This window comes from Rhizobium sp. CAU 1783 (assembly GCF_054551725.1).
In genome coordinates this window covers 24,244-39,918 of sequence record NZ_JBTOLM010000003.1, presented here as the reverse complement: position 1 = coordinate 39,918, position 15,675 = coordinate 24,244, and the positions used below count along the sequence as shown (strand labels likewise).

At 64.3% G+C, this 15,675-nt stretch carries 10 protein-coding genes; 1 reads left to right on the top strand and 9 read right to left on the bottom strand.

All coding sequences use genetic code 11. From position 1 onward, the window contains the following. Positions 1-371 precede the first annotated feature (371 nt). Genes ACX93L_RS13890 through capB form a run of 3 tightly spaced genes read right to left on the bottom strand, consistent with a single transcriptional unit; the run spans position 372 to position 5,636 of the window. A complete protein-coding gene (locus ACX93L_RS13890; protein ID WP_459405416.1) occupies positions 372-1,727 on the bottom strand; it encodes a purine-cytosine permease family protein in 1,356 nt (451 codons plus the stop codon). Positions 1,728-1,781: 54 nt separating this feature from the next. Then, on the bottom strand, positions 1,782-3,863 hold the full coding sequence (capA, locus tag ACX93L_RS13885) for a caprolactamase subunit alpha (protein ID WP_459405415.1): 2,082 nt from the start codon (positions 3,861-3,863) through the stop codon (positions 1,782-1,784). Positions 3,864-3,875: 12 nt separating this feature from the next. Then, the gene (gene capB, locus ACX93L_RS13880) at positions 3,876-5,636 is read right to left on the bottom strand and encodes a caprolactamase subunit beta (RefSeq protein ID WP_459405414.1); all 1,761 of its coding nucleotides are present in this window, start codon (positions 5,634-5,636) and stop codon (positions 3,876-3,878) included. A 242-nt stretch (positions 5,637-5,878) separates the two neighbouring features. Between capB and ACX93L_RS13875 the strand changes: the two genes are divergently transcribed. Next, positions 5,879-6,847, top strand: a complete 969-nt coding sequence (locus ACX93L_RS13875) for an AraC family transcriptional regulator (protein WP_459405413.1) — start codon at positions 5,879-5,881, stop codon at positions 6,845-6,847. 766 nt (positions 6,848-7,613) lie between these two features. On the opposite strand, the gene ACX93L_RS13870 is transcribed toward ACX93L_RS13875, so the two are convergent. Genes ACX93L_RS13870 through kdpF form a run of 6 tightly spaced genes read right to left on the bottom strand, consistent with a single transcriptional unit; the run spans position 7,614 to position 15,434 of the window. Then, positions 7,614-8,303 carry a response regulator gene (locus ACX93L_RS13870; protein WP_459405412.1) on the bottom strand — a complete coding sequence of 230 codons (690 nt, stop codon included), beginning with the start codon at positions 8,301-8,303 and terminating at the stop codon, positions 7,614-7,616. Continuing rightward, positions 8,300-10,990, bottom strand: a complete 2,691-nt coding sequence (locus ACX93L_RS13865; protein WP_459405411.1) for an ATP-binding protein — start codon at positions 10,988-10,990, stop codon at positions 8,300-8,302. Before ACX93L_RS13865 ends, ACX93L_RS13870 begins: the two co-directional genes overlap by 4 nt. Positions 10,991-10,998: 8 nt before the next feature. After that, positions 10,999-11,568 (bottom strand): potassium-transporting ATPase subunit KdpC, encoded by a 570-nt coding sequence (kdpC, locus tag ACX93L_RS13860; RefSeq protein WP_459405410.1) that lies wholly within the window; start codon positions 11,566-11,568, stop codon positions 10,999-11,001. A 3-nt stretch (positions 11,569-11,571) separates the two neighbouring features. Continuing rightward, the gene (kdpB, locus tag ACX93L_RS13855; RefSeq protein ID WP_459405409.1) at positions 11,572-13,608 is read right to left on the bottom strand and encodes a potassium-transporting ATPase subunit KdpB; all 2,037 of its coding nucleotides are present in this window, start codon (positions 13,606-13,608) and stop codon (positions 11,572-11,574) included. 11 nt (positions 13,609-13,619) lie between these two features. Continuing rightward, complete coding sequence (gene kdpA, locus ACX93L_RS13850; RefSeq protein ID WP_459405408.1) at positions 13,620-15,329, bottom strand: potassium-transporting ATPase subunit KdpA; 1,710 nt, start codon at positions 15,327-15,329, stop codon at positions 13,620-13,622. Positions 15,330-15,347: 18 nt separating this feature from the next. Then, positions 15,348-15,434, bottom strand: coding sequence for a K(+)-transporting ATPase subunit F (kdpF, locus tag ACX93L_RS13845; protein WP_112240544.1), 87 nt, complete (start codon positions 15,432-15,434; stop codon positions 15,348-15,350). Between the last annotated feature and the right edge of the window lie 241 nt (positions 15,435-15,675).

The window sequence follows — 15,675 nt, the reverse complement described above, 5'->3', positions numbered from 1 at the left end:
CGCGCGAACAGTCTTGCGGGAGGCCAATCAATCTCAATAGACGGGATGGTTCGCATAACAGGGGCAGCACCCCGCGTTACTCTCGATCGTCAGCTTCCAGTTCCCCCTCTTCGATCTCATCGACCTGATGGGCAATCTTGGCATTGGGAATGTCTTGGGGCGCCATACGGAGCGCCATCGCCTGCTCGAGACCGACAATGTCGGCAGGCGGATTGTCGCAAAAACGGACATAGATCAGCCCTCCGATCGACTTGAGCTGACCAACGTCAAGCTCTTGCAGCTGCGGTCAGGCCCTGGCCCATATAGGGCGCGTAGCTGAGGACGAGTCGTGAGATTGGACCGTGCCCCGTCGCGGGGCACGGTCCGCGTGATCAGCCGGCCGCCAGGAACCAGGAGCGACGCGCCTGCGTCAGGCCCACAGCATAGATGCAGAAGGCGATGACAGCGGTTGCCGGGGCCGAGAACTCCGCATAGGCACCACCCCAGACATGGAGCCAGATGCCGATGGCGGCAGCGACGAACCAGGCGGCGATACCGAGGGGGTTGAAGGCCGGCACATGGCTGGAACGGTATTCGATCGTACCGCCGACCAGCGCGCCGTACCGGTCGATCAGGATGTGCGCCATCGCGACCGCCACCCAGGCGACGACGAAGATGCCCTGATAGGCGAGCGCCGACAGCAGATAGGCGAAGACATCCGCGAGCATCAGCACATAAACGATCGCGCCGACCGCGACTGCCCAGCCGATCCGCCCGAAGGGCAGTTTGCCGAAGAGTTGCACGAGCGCTTCCAGATTGACGGCTGCCAGATAGTAGTTGGCCGTGTTGATGCGGGTCTGCGTGACCCAGACGAACAACAGCCCCCAGATCCCCATGAGCTTCAGCAGGGCCAGCAGTACGCTGACCTCCGAAAGGGCACCGAGATCCGGGACAGTGCCGATCATGAACATGCCGAAGAGGCCGCTCACCAGGAAAGCCATGGCATAGAAGGGCATGCCGAAGTTGAACCAGGCGTGATAGCCCGCATCCTCCTGCCGGCCGAAGCGGGCATAGTCGAAGGTGAACATCATCAGCACCCAGACGCCCATGTAATAGACGAAGCACGACCACCAGCCACCGGCAGGAGCGCCGGCCTCCGGCCCGAGGTTCAGCCACTTGCCGCTGTAGCCGTATTCGCCGACAGCGAGGACGACCGCGACGACGAGGCCGAGGATGTAGAACGGCAACAGCACGCCGTTGAATTTGTCGAGCCAGGTCTGAATGCTGCCGAAGATCAGCGGCACGCTGTAGAGGACAACGATCAGCGCCGCGATGGGATAGGAGATCGACGGCAGAATGGTGGTGATACCCACAGCGATCACCGAACCCTCGAAAACGGCATAGTAGATTGCCGTGGCGCAGAAGATGAGGGTCGCCAGTCCGGCGCCGACATTGCCGAACAGCACGCGCGAGAACAGGGCGACGGAAAGCCCGGTGCGAATGGCAAAGCGGCTGAGCACCGCGTTGACGAGGCCGTAGACGACCACCGAGAGCACCATGCCGATGATGGCATTGCGCGTTCCGAAATTGAGCGCCATGGCCGCCCCGACGACGATGTAGAAGACGGCGCTGCACACCGCCCACCACGCCATGGTCAACGCCCCCCGGGGCATGCGGGCCTGTGGCGGTACCGCCACGTTGGAGAAGTCAGAAGTTTCGGCCTCCACGGCCGATAGGTTGCCTGCCATTGTTTTCCCCTCTTCGTTGCAGGTGGCTGCCCCGCCCGTTCGCGGGGCCAGCCGTCAGTCTTCCCGTGTCAGCAGATAGCTGCCGCTTTCATGCAGGATGCTCGTCCAGCCGGGCTCGATGACGATGGTGGTGGTCACCTCCTCGATAATGGCAGGCCCCGTGATTCGGGCGCCCGCGCCGAGCTTCGCGCCCTCGTAGATCGGCGTTGAGACCGGCTTGCCCGACTGATCGAAGATCGCGTCGCGATGGCCCTTCAGCGCCTCGCCAGCATCACCGCCTGTCAGGAGCTTCGGCGGACGGACCTTCTCGATACGGCCGTAGATGGTAGACTCCAGGTTCACCACCTCCACCGCGCTGTGGCGCTCGGAGTAGGTGTAGAGCTCCTCGTGGCGGGCATGGAAGGCATCCTTGACCGCTTCGATCGTGGTTTCGTTAATGGGGAAGGTACCGATGTCCACCGTGCACTCGTGCACCTGGCCGACATAGCGCATATCGATCGAGCGCTTGATGTCGATGGCATCAGGGGCAAAGCCGTCCGCCTCGAGATGCGCAACGCCCTTCGCTTCGATCTCCTTGAACAGGCTATCGATGCGCTCATAGGCCGCCGCATTGTCGAGGCGCACGGGCGCGGGCGCCATATAGTTGTACTTCACGTCGGAGATGATCTGGCCGAAGGCGCAAAGACCCGAAGCGAGCTTGGGCAGGATAATGGTGTCGATGCCCATCTCCCGCGCCAGCGCCGTGATGTGTGCCGCTGTTGCGCCCCCTGCCCCCACCAGCACGAAATCGCGCGGATCGTAGCCGCGCTCGACCGAAACGCGGCGGATGCCGTTGACCATCGAGTTGTTGACGATGGCGAACATGCCGTAGGCCGCCTGCTCCACGGAGATGCCGAGCGGTCCTGCGACCCTCGCCACCGCCGCGCGCGCCTTCTCGATGTCGAGCGGCAGCTTGCCGCCGAGGAGACCCTCGGGGTTGAGGTAACCGAGAACGAGGTTCGCATCCGACGTCGTCGGCTCGGTACCTCCGCGTCCGTAGCAGGCGGGACCCGGCTCGGAACCGGCGGACTGCGGACCGACCTGCAGGAGGCCGAGCGGATCGATCCAGCCGATCGAGCCGCCGCCTGCACCCAGCGTCTCGACCTGGATCATCGGCACACCGATGCGGTAGCGCAGGAAGTCGATGTTCTTGTTGAGGTTGGTCTGTCCGCTTCGGGTGAGCGTGATGTCGAAGGACGTGCCGCCCATGTCGACAGTGATGACGTTCTTGTGGTCAAAGGGCGCGCCGGCATAAAGGCCAGCCTGCGGCGCCGACGCCGGCCCGGAATTAATGGCGTAGACCGAACGGTCGGTCATGACCTGGCCCACGGCAAGCCCGCCGTTCGACTGGAAGTAGCGCACCGGCTGCTTTGCGCCGAGCTTGCGGAAATAGGCGTCGACCGCCATGACGTAGCGGCGCATGACGGGGGCGAGATAGGCATTCGTCACCGCGGTGGAGGTACGGGTATATTCGCGCACCTGCGGGTAGAGCTCGGCGCCGACGGTCAGGATCGCCTCCGGCATCATCTCGCGCACGATCTCGGCCGCGCGCCGCTCGTGGCTCTGATCGAGCACCGACCAGACGAAGGAGATGGCGACGGTCTCAACGCCCTCCTTCAGGAAGAGCCTGCAGGCCTCGCGCACATCCTCCTCATGGAGCGGCGTGCGCACCGAGCCGTCCGACAGAACGCGCTCGCGCACGCCGCGTCTGAGGTAGCGCGGCACCAGCATGGTCGCCGCCGGATATTCTGGATCGTAGCGAAAGCCGTCCTCCTTGTGACCGTTGCGGATCTCGATAGAATCCTCGTGGCCAGCCGTGCAGATCAGGCCCGTCTTGCCGCCCCGATGCGTGATGAGGGCGTTGAGGCCGACCGTGGTGCCGTTGATGCAGAGGTCGCAGTTCGCGATGATGTCCTCGATCGGCTTGCCGAGGTCGGCGGCGATCAGCCCGAGGCCATTCTCGATGGCCCTCGTGGGATCAGAGGGCGTGGAGAGCGCCTTGAAGAGCTTGACTTCCCCGGTCGCGCGGTCGGCGATGACGAAGTCGGTGAAGGTGCCGCCGGCATCGATGCCGAGGCGGTAGGAATGCATGGTCATGTCTGGTTTTCCTTACGCGGTGGCTCTGAGCCGTTCGGTTGCGGCCGTGTCGACCTCGAGGGTCTGCGGGTTCGCGATCACGACGCCATAGTCGAGACGGGCACCTTCGATGGAGACGAGGCCGTTGCGCACGTCCCAGAGCACCTTGTCGACCGGCCGTTCGAACGGATTGCCGTAGCCGCCGCCGCCCGGATTGAGGTTGGTGATCGTCTGGCCCGGCCTGATGGTCTCTATGATGTTCTTGCGCTCGACCTCGACCTTGCCGTTGCGGCGCAGCTCCACCCGGCCGACCTTGGTGTCAACCATCGCAGACTTGGCTCCCGCCGCGCCCATGGCCGGGATGCGTCGGCCCTCGCCGAAACCGATGCACAGGATGTCACCGTTGAGCGGCTCGACCTCCCAGGCCGTGCCCGAGCCACCGCGGAACTTGCCGGCGCCGCCCGAGTCGGTCATTAGCGCATAACGGTGGATGACGATGGGATAGGAATATTCGAGCAGTTCGACATCGCCCGAAGTGAGCGCCCCGAAGCAGCATTCCGGGCCAACCGCGTGCCAACCATCCTGCTTGGGCGTCGCCCCGCCACCGGAGATGATGGTGGCGAGCACCATGGTTACGAACTCCTCGTTGTTGCGGGCGTCACGGCCGGCGATATTGAGTCCGTTGGCATGGCCCCAGGAGGCCGAGACCTTGGAGGGCATCGCCTTCTCGAAGGCCAGGCGCACGGCGTCCGTCAGGGTTTCCATCGGCGTCGTCGTGCAGTTCATGTGCGGGGCCGGCTCCTGCGCGTTGCAGAGCGTGCCCTTCGGCCCGAAGTCGAGGCTGACGCAGCGATAGAGCCCTTCGTTATAGGGTGGCGGCAGGGCCGCGAACATCATCAGGCCGAGATAGACGCCGGAATGGGAATTGCCCTCGTAGGAGTTGATGAAATAGGGCACCTGCGGCGGGCTATCGATCGCGATATGGCAGCTGTCGCCGGTGATCGTCACCGTCGCCTTGATCTCGAAGTCGCCGAAGCCGTGCCCGGCATCCTCCAGGATGGCGGAGCCTTCATAGGTGCCGTCCGGCACCGTGGCGATCAGCGCGCGCATGTGGCGGTCGGCCATGTCGAGCAGCGTGTCGACGCAGGCATCCACCTCGGCCTTGCCGTACTTGTCGAGCATGGCGATGAGGTTGCGCTCGCCCACCTGGCAGGCGCCGATGAGCGCACGAAAGTCGCCCTCCTGGTCGCGCCTGGCACGCATGTTGGTGAGGATCATGTTGAGTACGTCATGGCGCGGCTTGCCGCGGTCCCAGATCTTGACCGGCGGGATGCGCAGGCACTCGGCATAGATTTCCGTGGCGTTCGGGTTGTACCCGGCCGGCACCGGCCCGCCGATATCGGTCAGATGTCCCTTGCAGACGGTCCAGTAGACCAGTTCGCCCTTGTAGAAGACCGGCTTGTACATGCAGGTGTCGATGGCATGGCTGCCGCCGAAGGCGGGGTCGTTGTGAAGGAAGAGGTCGCCTTCGTGAATGTCGTCGCCGAAGAAGGCTGCGACCGCTTTCATGGCGGGGATGAGCGAGCCGAGATGGATCGGGATGTCCTGGCCCTGCAGGATCATCTCGGGCCGGGCGTTGAAGAGCGCCGTCGAATAGTCGTGTGCCAGGTTGAAGACCGACGAGCGCGCCGTCTTTTCAAGCGCAAGCGTCATTTCGCGCTGGGTCGTCTCGAGCATGCCCCGCACGACCGAGAGCGTGATCGGGTCTACTTTTGAAGTCTGTGTATGAAGCATCGTGTTCACGCTGGTTGAGGGCGAGAACCGACGGCCTGGAAACCGGTCGTCTAGCTGAAATGTCTGTTCCCTGGCAGCCGGTATCTGTCGCACCGTTGAAGCCGGCTTCAATCTAGGCAGAGTTTTCCGCCTCCGTCTTTGCAGGCAGGGAACAACGATTTGCGCGCCGACGCATAAGCTGCCATTTTCATTGCTTGGCAGAAATCCTGTGCGTACCTTCGATCCCAAGAGGACGAGCCCGCATGAAGACGAGCATCACCACGAGCGCGACGCGCCCGCCCGACCGCAGCCGCCACTGGCACGAGGCCATTGCCTCGGCCTATTTTCCGCTCGACCTTCGCTTCCGCGAGGCCGACCGGTTTTCCGGCGACCTGACCACCTGGCGGTTCGGCGACGTATCGATCTCCCGCCTCACCTGCGATGCACTCCAATATCTGCGCCTGCCGCACCATTTCCGCGGGGCGCGGGAGGAGGAGTTTCTCGTGACGGTGCCGGCAAGGGCGGAGGTGTTCTTTTCCCAGTGCGGTCGGGAGGTCAAATGCAGACCCGGCGGCTTCATTCTGGAGCGCAGCAGCGAGCCTTACCAGTTCAGCCACGCCGAACCGGCCGACATGTGGGTGCTGAAGGTCGACGCGGACGCGTTGACCGGCCGGTTGCGGGCGCCGGACCGCTTCTGCACGTTGCAGTTCGAGGCAAACAATGGTGCAGGCGGCCTCTTCAACGACATGCTGCAACTTCTGCCCGCCCGTTTCGACGGGATGACGCAGGAGGCAAGGTCGACGGTCGGCCGCCAATTGGTCGATCTGCTCGTGCTGGCGGTCAAAGCCGACGAGCGCGTGCTCACTTCAGGCAACTCGACCGTTCGCGCCGCCCATCTCGCTCGTATTGAGGCTTATATCCGCACCAACCTTCACGAGTTCGGTCTTCGGCCGGAGCGCATCGCACAAGCCTGCGGCATCTCCACCCGTTATCTGCATGAGTTGTTCAGAGACACCGATCAGACGGTAAGAGACTGGATTCGCGACCAGCGGCTGACCGCCTGCCGCGAAGCGCTCGCCGACCCGAACAACAACCAAACCGCAGCGGAGATCGCCTACCGCTGGGGTTTCGGCGACCAGACACAGTTCTCCCGGGTTTTCAAAGCCCATTTCGGCGTTCCGCCAGGGGAGTTCCGGGAGAAGGCTCGCGGATCTGCAGGCGGGACGAGATGAACAGCTCCAAACGCGCTGAGGTGCTTCAACCATCAGCGGCAGGCCAAACGGCCCAGCGATAAGGTGCGATATGAAGAGCTTCGGCGGAAACCCGCTTTGGCCACTTCCCTCCCCCCAAAGAATAAGCCCGCTTGATTTGGCCGCTATTGGTCGATGCCACCGTGGTGATGCTTCATCTGACGTCAAGAACGTGATGGGGCCAAGTGGTTTCACTGGCCTGGATCTGCGCGTATCGTCTCGCCTTGAAGGGAATTGAACCGGCGATCGTCTCGATTCTTCGCGTAACCGCGAGCAAACGAGTTTCTTGGAGCAACCAGTTAGCCCAGCGCGAATGGCCGGCATGGGGCCGACAGGGGACAGCCCGCTCGTACCGAGTGGACGTTCGAAGCGGAGATTTCTATGCAAGTAGCAATAACAGTGCCCGACACCGCCGGCCATACTGCGTTAAATCTCAGTGCGCGCCGCAAGCTCTGACGCGTCTTCCATGTCGAAACCAAGGTATCCTACCGGTGTTTTCGATCTTGGTATGCCAAGCAGAAACTGGATCGCACGTCAGTCGTGATCTCGAACTGAAGACCTCCGTGGGTCACCATTGGCCAATGGAGGAAGGCATACTGCGGACGTAACCGGTGCCTCGCTCACCGGCTTCGACAAATCGAAAACGGGTCTTTTGCTTTGAGACCAAGGATGAAGAGAGTCATCGCCAATCGGGGATATCGGTATTGTCTTCGGAGTGCCAACCGACACAGGCCGTTGAAATTCGGTCTTACTCCTGATCTGCCATCCGATATCCGACTCCCGGTTCCGTTCGCACAATGCGCGGCTGCGTTGGATCACGTTCGATCTTCTGGCGGAGCTGGCCGATGAAGACACGAAGGTAGTGCAGGTCGTCGCCGTGGGCCGGTCCCCAGACGGATCCCAGCAAGGCCCGATGGGTCACGACCCGGCCGGCATGGCGGGCGAGATGCAGCAGCAGGTCGTATTCCTTCGGTGTCAGGTGCACCGTCTCGTCGCCGCGCGTCACCAGCCGCCTGATCGGGTCGATGGTAAGGCCGTCGACCTCGATGACGGAGGGAATGGCCTCGCTCCGCCCGCGATGGCGAAGTGCCGTGCGGATGCGGGCCGTCAGTTCGCCGATGCCGAAGGGCTTTTCGACATAGTCGTCGGCGCCGAGGTCGAGCGCAGCGATCTTTTCGCTTTCACGGTCGCGGGCGGACAGGATGACGATCGGGACCTCGCTCCAGCCGCGCAGGCCGGCGATGACCTCCTTGCCGTCCATGTCGGGCAGACCGAGATCGAGGATGACGAGATCCGGTGCCCGGGTCGCAACAGACTTCAGCGCCTCAGCTCCGGTCAGGGCCTCGATCACCTCGTATCCGGCTGCTGTCAGCGACGGCTTCAGGAAGCGCTGGATCTGGGGTTCGTCATCCACGACGAGGATGCGGGGCAAAGTCATCTGGGTTCCGTCCTCGATCTGTCGGCTGCCGGGAAGCGCATCACGATGCGGGTGCCTCTCTTTTTCACAGCCGGGCTTTCGGCATGGATCCTGCCGCCCATCGCCTCGACGAAACCCCGGGCGATAGAGAGGCCGAGACCCGTCCCGGGCGAGCGCCCGTCGGGCTTGCCCCTGCGATAGAATTTTTCGAAGACGCGGTCCAGATCCTCCGTCGGAATGCCCTTGCCGAGGTCGGTGACCGAAATCAGCACATCCTGTCCGTCACGGCGGGCGTAGACGCTGATCGCATCCTCGCCGCCATATTTCACCGCATTGTCGAGCAGGTTGAACAGCACCTGGCCCAGCAGCACGCCGTCCCCCTCGATCAGCGGCAGATCGGTGGCGATGCCGGTTTCGATGATGCGACCGGGCGCATATTTGCGGGTCCGGTCGACGGCGGACTGTACGACGTCGGTCACGTCGATCCAGTCGCGCTTCGGCTTCAGGGTGCCGGCCTCGATGCGGGTCATGTCGAGCAGATTGGCGACAAAGCGGCTCATCCGACCGCTTTCCTCCTCGATCGACTGCAGGAGGTCGTCGCGGTTTTCTGGAGTCATGCGGGGGCCGAGCTGGCGAAGGCTGGTCACGGCGCCGGTTATGGTGGCGAGCGGCGTGCGAAGATCGTGGGAGATCGACGAGAGCAATGCCTCGCGGTAGCGCTCGCCCTCGAGCCGGGCGGCCTGGGCCACCGTCTCCTCTGCAAGGCGGGCGCGGTCCAGCGCGATCGCGGTCTGGTCGAGGACTGCCGCGAGCGAGCGCTCTTCATTGAGGTCCAGTCTCTCCGTCGAATGCTCGATGCCGCAGACGCCGACAATGCCGTGCGGCCCGAGCAGGGGGCGAAACTCGAAGCGACTGTTGGGGAGCGTCCCGGTGCCGCGGCCAGCCGCTTCGCGTTTCTCGTGGGTCCAGCGCGCGGCCGCAAGGTCGGTGACGTCGAGATCGGTATCCGGCGGCCAGGCTGCGGCCACTCCCAGTTCGCCATTGCGGGCAAGGAGCAAGACGATCTTGCGCCTGAGGCTCGTCTGCAACTGCGAGACGGCAAGCCAGATGGCATCTTCGGTTCGCGCGGTGCCTGCGAGCTTGCGGGAGAAATCGTAGAGCGACTGCAGCGCGGTCGCACGGACCCGTGCGACGCCTGCTTGCTCGCGGATCCGCGAGGCGAAACCGCCGGCGACGACGGCGACGGCGAGAAAGACGAACAGCGCAAAGACCTCATGCGGGGCGGCGATGGTGAAGGTGTGCAGCGGTTCGATGAAGAAGAAGTTGTAGGCGAGCGTGGACAGGGCAGCGGCCAGAAAAGCCGACAGGTAACCGCCGGCGACCGATGCGCCGAGCACGGCGAGCAGGAAGAGGATCGAGATGTTCGGCAGATCGATGAACATGTCGATCGCCTTGCCGACCGCGGTGATGACGGCCACGAAGCCGATGGCGATGATCGCCGACCGCTGCACCATCGCCAGGCTCAAGGTGGGCGCTTTCGGGGCCGTCACCGCGACTGCACCCTTTTCCGGGGTCACCAGGTGGACACCGATGCCGGCGGCCTTGCGCGACAGCACCTGCGGTAGCGAGCGGGTCGAAAAGCGTTCGATGCCACGGCGCCGAGGTGCGCCGATGACGATCTGCGTCGCGTGTTCGCGGCGGGCGAGCTTCAGGATCTCGTCGACGAAGTCGTTGCCGATGACATGACGCGTCTCCGCGCCGAGCTGTTCGGCGAGGCGGAACAGGCCCTCCACCTTGCGCAGGTGCTCGGTCGAGGCGACCTCCCGGTCAGAGCGCTCGACGGAAACGACGATCCAGGGCGCGTTCAGCCCGGAAGCAAGGCGGCTTGCGACGCGCAGGACCTTCTCGGACAAGGCATCGGAGCCGATGCAGACGATCAGCCGTTCGCCGGTCGCCCACGGCCCGTCGATGGCGTTCTGCTTCAGGTAGTCGACCATCTGGTCGTCGACTCGGTCGGCAGTGCGGCGCAAAGCAAGTTCACGAAGAGCGGTCAGGTTGCCGACGCGGAAGAAGCGGTCGACCGCGCGGCTGGCGCTTTCGGGAAGATAGACCTTGCCCTCCTTCAGCCGCTCGATCAGTTCCGATGGCGGCAGGTCGACCAGCAGCACTTCGTCGGCGCGTTTCAGGACGAGATCCGGAACACGTTCGCGAACCGTCACGCCGGTGATCTGCGCCACGAGATCGGCCAGGCTTTCCAGGTGCTGAATATTGAGCGCCGTCCAGACGTCGATGCCGGCGGCGATCAGTTCTTCGATGTCCTGGTATCGCTTGGGGTGGCGGCTTCCGTCGGGATTGGAATGGGCAAGTTCGTCAACGATGACAATCTTCGGCTTGCGGGCGAGCGCTGCGTCGATGTCGAACTCCTCCAGCATGCGCCCACGATGGGCGACACGCAGACGGGGGAGCACTTCGAGGCCGCTGAGCAGTGAGGCGGTCTCGCCGCGCCCGTGCGTTTCCACCAGCCCGACGACGACATCCAGGCCATCGGCCTTGAGGCGCTGGGCACGGGACAGCATGGAATAGGTTTTCCCGACGCCGGGGGCGGCGCCGAGAAAAACGGTCAACTTGCCCCGACGGTCCTTGTCCGCCAGGGCAAGCAGTGCATCCGGATCCGGCCGGCGGCTGTGATCGCGGTTGTCGTCCGACATTCAGTCTCTCATGTCTTCAGGGCATCGAGTGCCCGGTTGAGCAGCAATACGTTGACGCGCGGTTCGCCGATGATGCCGAGAAATCGCGTCTCGACATGTTGGGTGACCAGGTCCGCCAGCGTCTGCTCCGCAATGGAACGCGCTTTTGCCACGCGGGCAAGCTGTGTGAGCGCAAATTCCGGAGAGATATGCGGATCGATGCCCGACCCGGAGGTTGTCGCCGCATCGCCGGGAAGCGGCGCAGCGATCCCCGTGGCGGCAAGGCGTTCGACATCCCCGGCCACGCGGTCGCGCAGCTTGACGGACGTCGTGCCGAGGTTCGAGCCGGACGAGGCGGCGGCGTTGTAGGGATCGGGACCCGTCGCGGACGGCCGCGGCCAGAAATAGCGGTCGGAGGCGAAGTTCTGGCCGATCAGGGCGGATCCGACGACGATGCCGTCGTTCTCTATCAGGCTGCCATTGGCCTCCGTCGGCAGGACTGATTGGGCGATGCCGGTCACTGCGAACGGATAGGCAAGGCCCGTGAGCGCAGTCATCGCGACGACCAGGGTGATTGCGGGGCGAAGATGGTTGAGCATGGATCACACCAGATGAAGGGCGCTGACGGCAAGGTCGATGACCTTGATGCCGGCGAAGGGGAGAAGAATGCCGCCGAGGCCGTAGACCAGGAGATTGCGGCGCAGGAGCGAGGCCGCGCCGGCCGGACGGTAGGCGACGCCTCTGAGCGCGAGCGGGATCAGCGCGACGATGATCAGCGCGTTGAAGATGACCGCCGAGAGGATGGCGGATTGCGGCGAGGAAAGCCCCATCACGTTCAATGCACCGAGCGCCGGATAGGTGGCGACGAACAAGGCCGGGATGATGGCGAAGTATTTCGCTACGTCGTTGGCAATCGAGAAGGTGGTCAGCGATCCGCGGGTCATCAGGAGCTGCTTGCCGATCTCGACGATCTCGATCAGCTTGGTCGGGCTCGAATCGAGGTCGACCATGTTGGCGGCCTCGCGGGCGGCCTGAGTTCCGGTCTGCATGGCGACGCCGACATCGGCCTGGGCAAGCGCCGGTGCGTCATTGGTGCCGTCGCCGCACATGGCGATCAGACGGCCGCCCTGCTGTTCGCGGCGGATATAGGCGAGTTTGTCTTCCGGAGTCGCCTGGGCGAGATAGTCGTCCACGCCAGCTTCCGAGGCGATGGCCGCCGCCGTGACCGGGTTGTCGCCCGTCACCATGACGGTGCGGATGCCCATGGCACGGAGTGCCGCGAACCGTTCCTTGATGCCGGGTTTCACCACGTCCTTCAGATGGATCACGCCGAGCAGCCGGTCGCCGTCGGTAACGGCAAGCGGGGTGCCGCCGCTACGGGCCACCATGTCGACGGCACGGCGGAATTCAGCCGGGGCGTCCTCGTCGGTGAGGCCGGCGAACTTCAGCACGGCGTCGACTGCGCCCTTGCGAAGACGGCGGGTGCCGAGATCGACCCCGGAGAGACGGGTTTCGGCGGTGAATGCGACGAAAGCGTCGGCGCGGGCTTCAGGCGTGGCAACACCGTGTTCACCGGTGGCAAGGGCCACGATCGAGCGGCCTTCCGGGGTCTCGTCGGAAAGGCTGGCGAGAAGGGCAGCCTCCGCCAGTTCTGCGGCACTGACACCGGGGACGGGCAGGAAATCGCTTGCCATGCGGTTGCCGTAGGTGATCGTGCCGGTCTTGTCGAGCAGCAGCGTGTCGACGTCGCCGGCGGCTTCGACGGCACGGCCCGACGTCGCGATCACATTGAAGCGAACCAGGCGGTCCATGCCGGCAATGCCGATCGCCGAGAGAAGGCCGCCGATCGTCGTCGGAATGAGGGTGACGAGCAGCGCGGCAAGGACGGTGACCGAGATGACGGTGCCGGAATAGCCCGCAAGCCCCCAGATCGCCACGCAGACGAAGAGGAAGATCAGCGTCAGGCCGGAAAGCAGGATAGACAACGCGATCTCGTTCGGCGTCTTCTGACGCTGGGCGCCTTCGATGAGCGCGATCATGCGATCGACGAAGGAGGAGCCCGGGGCCACCGTGATCTTGATCTTGATCTCGTCGGAGAGAACCTGGGTGCCGCCGGTGACAGCCGAGCGGTCGCCGCCGGACTCGCGGATCACGGGGGCGGACTCGCCGGTGATCGCGCTCTCGTTGACCGAGGCGACGCCTTCGATCACCTCGCCGTCACCGGGAATGAGCTCGCCGGCGGCGACAAGCACGACGTCGCCGACCTTGAGCCGGGAGGCGGGCATGGTCTCGGTCGAACCGCCGGCCGTCAGGCGACGGGCGACGAGTTCGGACTTGGTCTTCTTCAGGCTGTCGGCCTGGGCGCGACCACGGCCCTCCGCCACGGCTTCGGCGAAGGTGGCAAAGAGCACCGTGAACCAGAGCCAGGCGGCGATCTGGCCGGAGAAGCCGGCGCCGGCTCCTCCGCTCGTCAGGTCGCGCAGGAAGATCAGCGTCACGACGGCAGCGACGACTTCCGTCACGAAGATCACCGGATTGCGCAGCAATTGCCGGGGATCGAGCTTCAGCACGGCATCACGCATCGCCGGGAAGAGGATGCCGGGATCGAGAAGACCAGGGGTCTTGCGGTCTTTTGACATGGAGGTTTCCTTCAGAAGGTCTGGCCGGCGAGCATCGCGAAATGTTCGACGATGGGGCCGAGGGCGAGCGCCGGGAAGAATTGCAGCCCGCCGAGAATGAGGATGATGCCGATCAGCAGCCCGACGAACAGCGGCCCGTCGGTCGGGAAGGTACCGGCGGAGGCCGGTGCCTTGACCTTGGCGGCGAGCGATCCGGCAATCGCCATGACCGGCACGACATAGGCGAAGCGGCCGAGCAACATCGCGAGGCCGAGCGTCGTGTTGTACCAAGGCGTGTTGCCGGTCAGCCCGCCGAAGGCGGAGCCGTTGTTGCCGGCGGACGAGGTGTAGGCATAGAGGATTTCCGACAGGCCATGCGGACCGGCGGTGCCGACGCTTGCCACGGCGAAGGGCAGGATTGCCGAGACGGCGGTGAAGCCGAGGATGACCAGCGGCAGGATGAGGACCGCCAGCATGGCGAACTTCATCTCGCGCCCCTCGATCTTCTTGCCGAGGAATTCCGGCGTGCGGCCGACCATCAGGCCGGCGACGAAGACGGAGAGCAGGGCGAAGACGAGCATGCCGTAAAGACCGGAGCCGACCCCGCCCGGCAACACTTCGCCGAGCTGCATCAGGAACATCGGCACCAGGCCGCCGAGCCCGGTGAACGAGCCATGCATGCCGTTGACGCCGCCATCCGACAGGCCGGTGGTCACGGCCGCATAGAGGGCGGTCATGGCCTGGCCGAAGCGGACTTCCTTGCCTTCCATGTTGCCGAGCGCCGGATCGACGCCGAGCGCGGTCAGGATCGGATTGCCCTGGGCTTCCGCCCAGTAGGTGACCGCGACGCCGGCGATCAGCAGGAAGGCCATCGCGGAGATCAGTGCCCAGCCCTGGCGGCGGTTGCCGACCATCTGGCCGAAGGAATAGACCAGCGCTGCAGAGATCGACAGCATGGCGAAGATGTTGAGATAGTTGGACCAGGCCGTCGGATTTTCGAAGGGATGGGCGGCGTTGACGTTGAAGAAACCACCACCGTTGGTGCCGAGCTGCTTGATCGCTTCCTGGGAGGCGACTGGCCCGAACGAAATCACCTGGTTGCCGCCCTCGAGCGTCGTTGCCGTCACCGATGCGTCGAGCGTCTGGGGAAGCCCCATGGCGACGAAGGCAAGGGCCACGATAAAGGCGATCGGCAGGAGCACGTAGAGCGTGGCGCGGCTCATGTCGACCCAGAAGTTGCCGAGCGTCGAGACCCTGGAGCGGGCGAGCGCCCGGGTAAAGGCGATGGCGAGCGCCATGCCGGTTGCCGCGGAGAGGAAGTTCTGCACCGTGAGCCCCGCCATCTGGGCGAAATGGCCAAGCGTGGTTTCGCCGCCGTAGTTCTGCCAGTTGGTATTGGTGACGAAGGAGACCGCCGTGTTGAAGGCGAGATCCGGCGCCATGCCTGCAAAGCCCTGCGGGTTGAGCGGCAGGTAGGCCTGAAGCCTCAGGATCGCGTAAAGGGCAAGGAAGCCGGCGATTGAAAAGGCGAGCATGGCGAGCGTGTAGGCGAGCCAGCCCTGCTCCTTGTCCTCGCGGATGCCGGAGAGGCGATAGAGCCCCTTCTCGACGGGTAAGAGGATGGGCGAAAGAAATGTGCGCTCACCAGAAAAGACCCGTGCCATGTAAAGCCCGAGGGGCTTGATGGCGACGAGCACGGCGAGGAAGAGGAGGCTGATCTGCAGCCACCCGACAATGGTCATGGGAATACTCCTCGAAAATCAGAAGCGTTCGGGCCGCAGAAGCGTGACCACGAGATAAACGCCGAGCGCGATCGCGACGACGAGGCCGAAAAGAGGTTCAAGCATCCTTGCCTCCGTCACAGCCGGTCGAGCGCGCGGGCATAGAGCGCGAGCACGAAAAGCGTGCCGGCGCCGAGCGCGAGGAAGATGAGGTCGGACATGTCCGTTTCTCCTGTTGATACACACACAGGATAAAGACGCTTCGGGTCAGGCTTCGATGGGGAAGAGCGAAGGCGGACATAAGGAAAAGATAAGGACCACGGCCCAGCGGGCGGCTCTCAGCTCCAGGATGAAAGCTGGTTGCCGG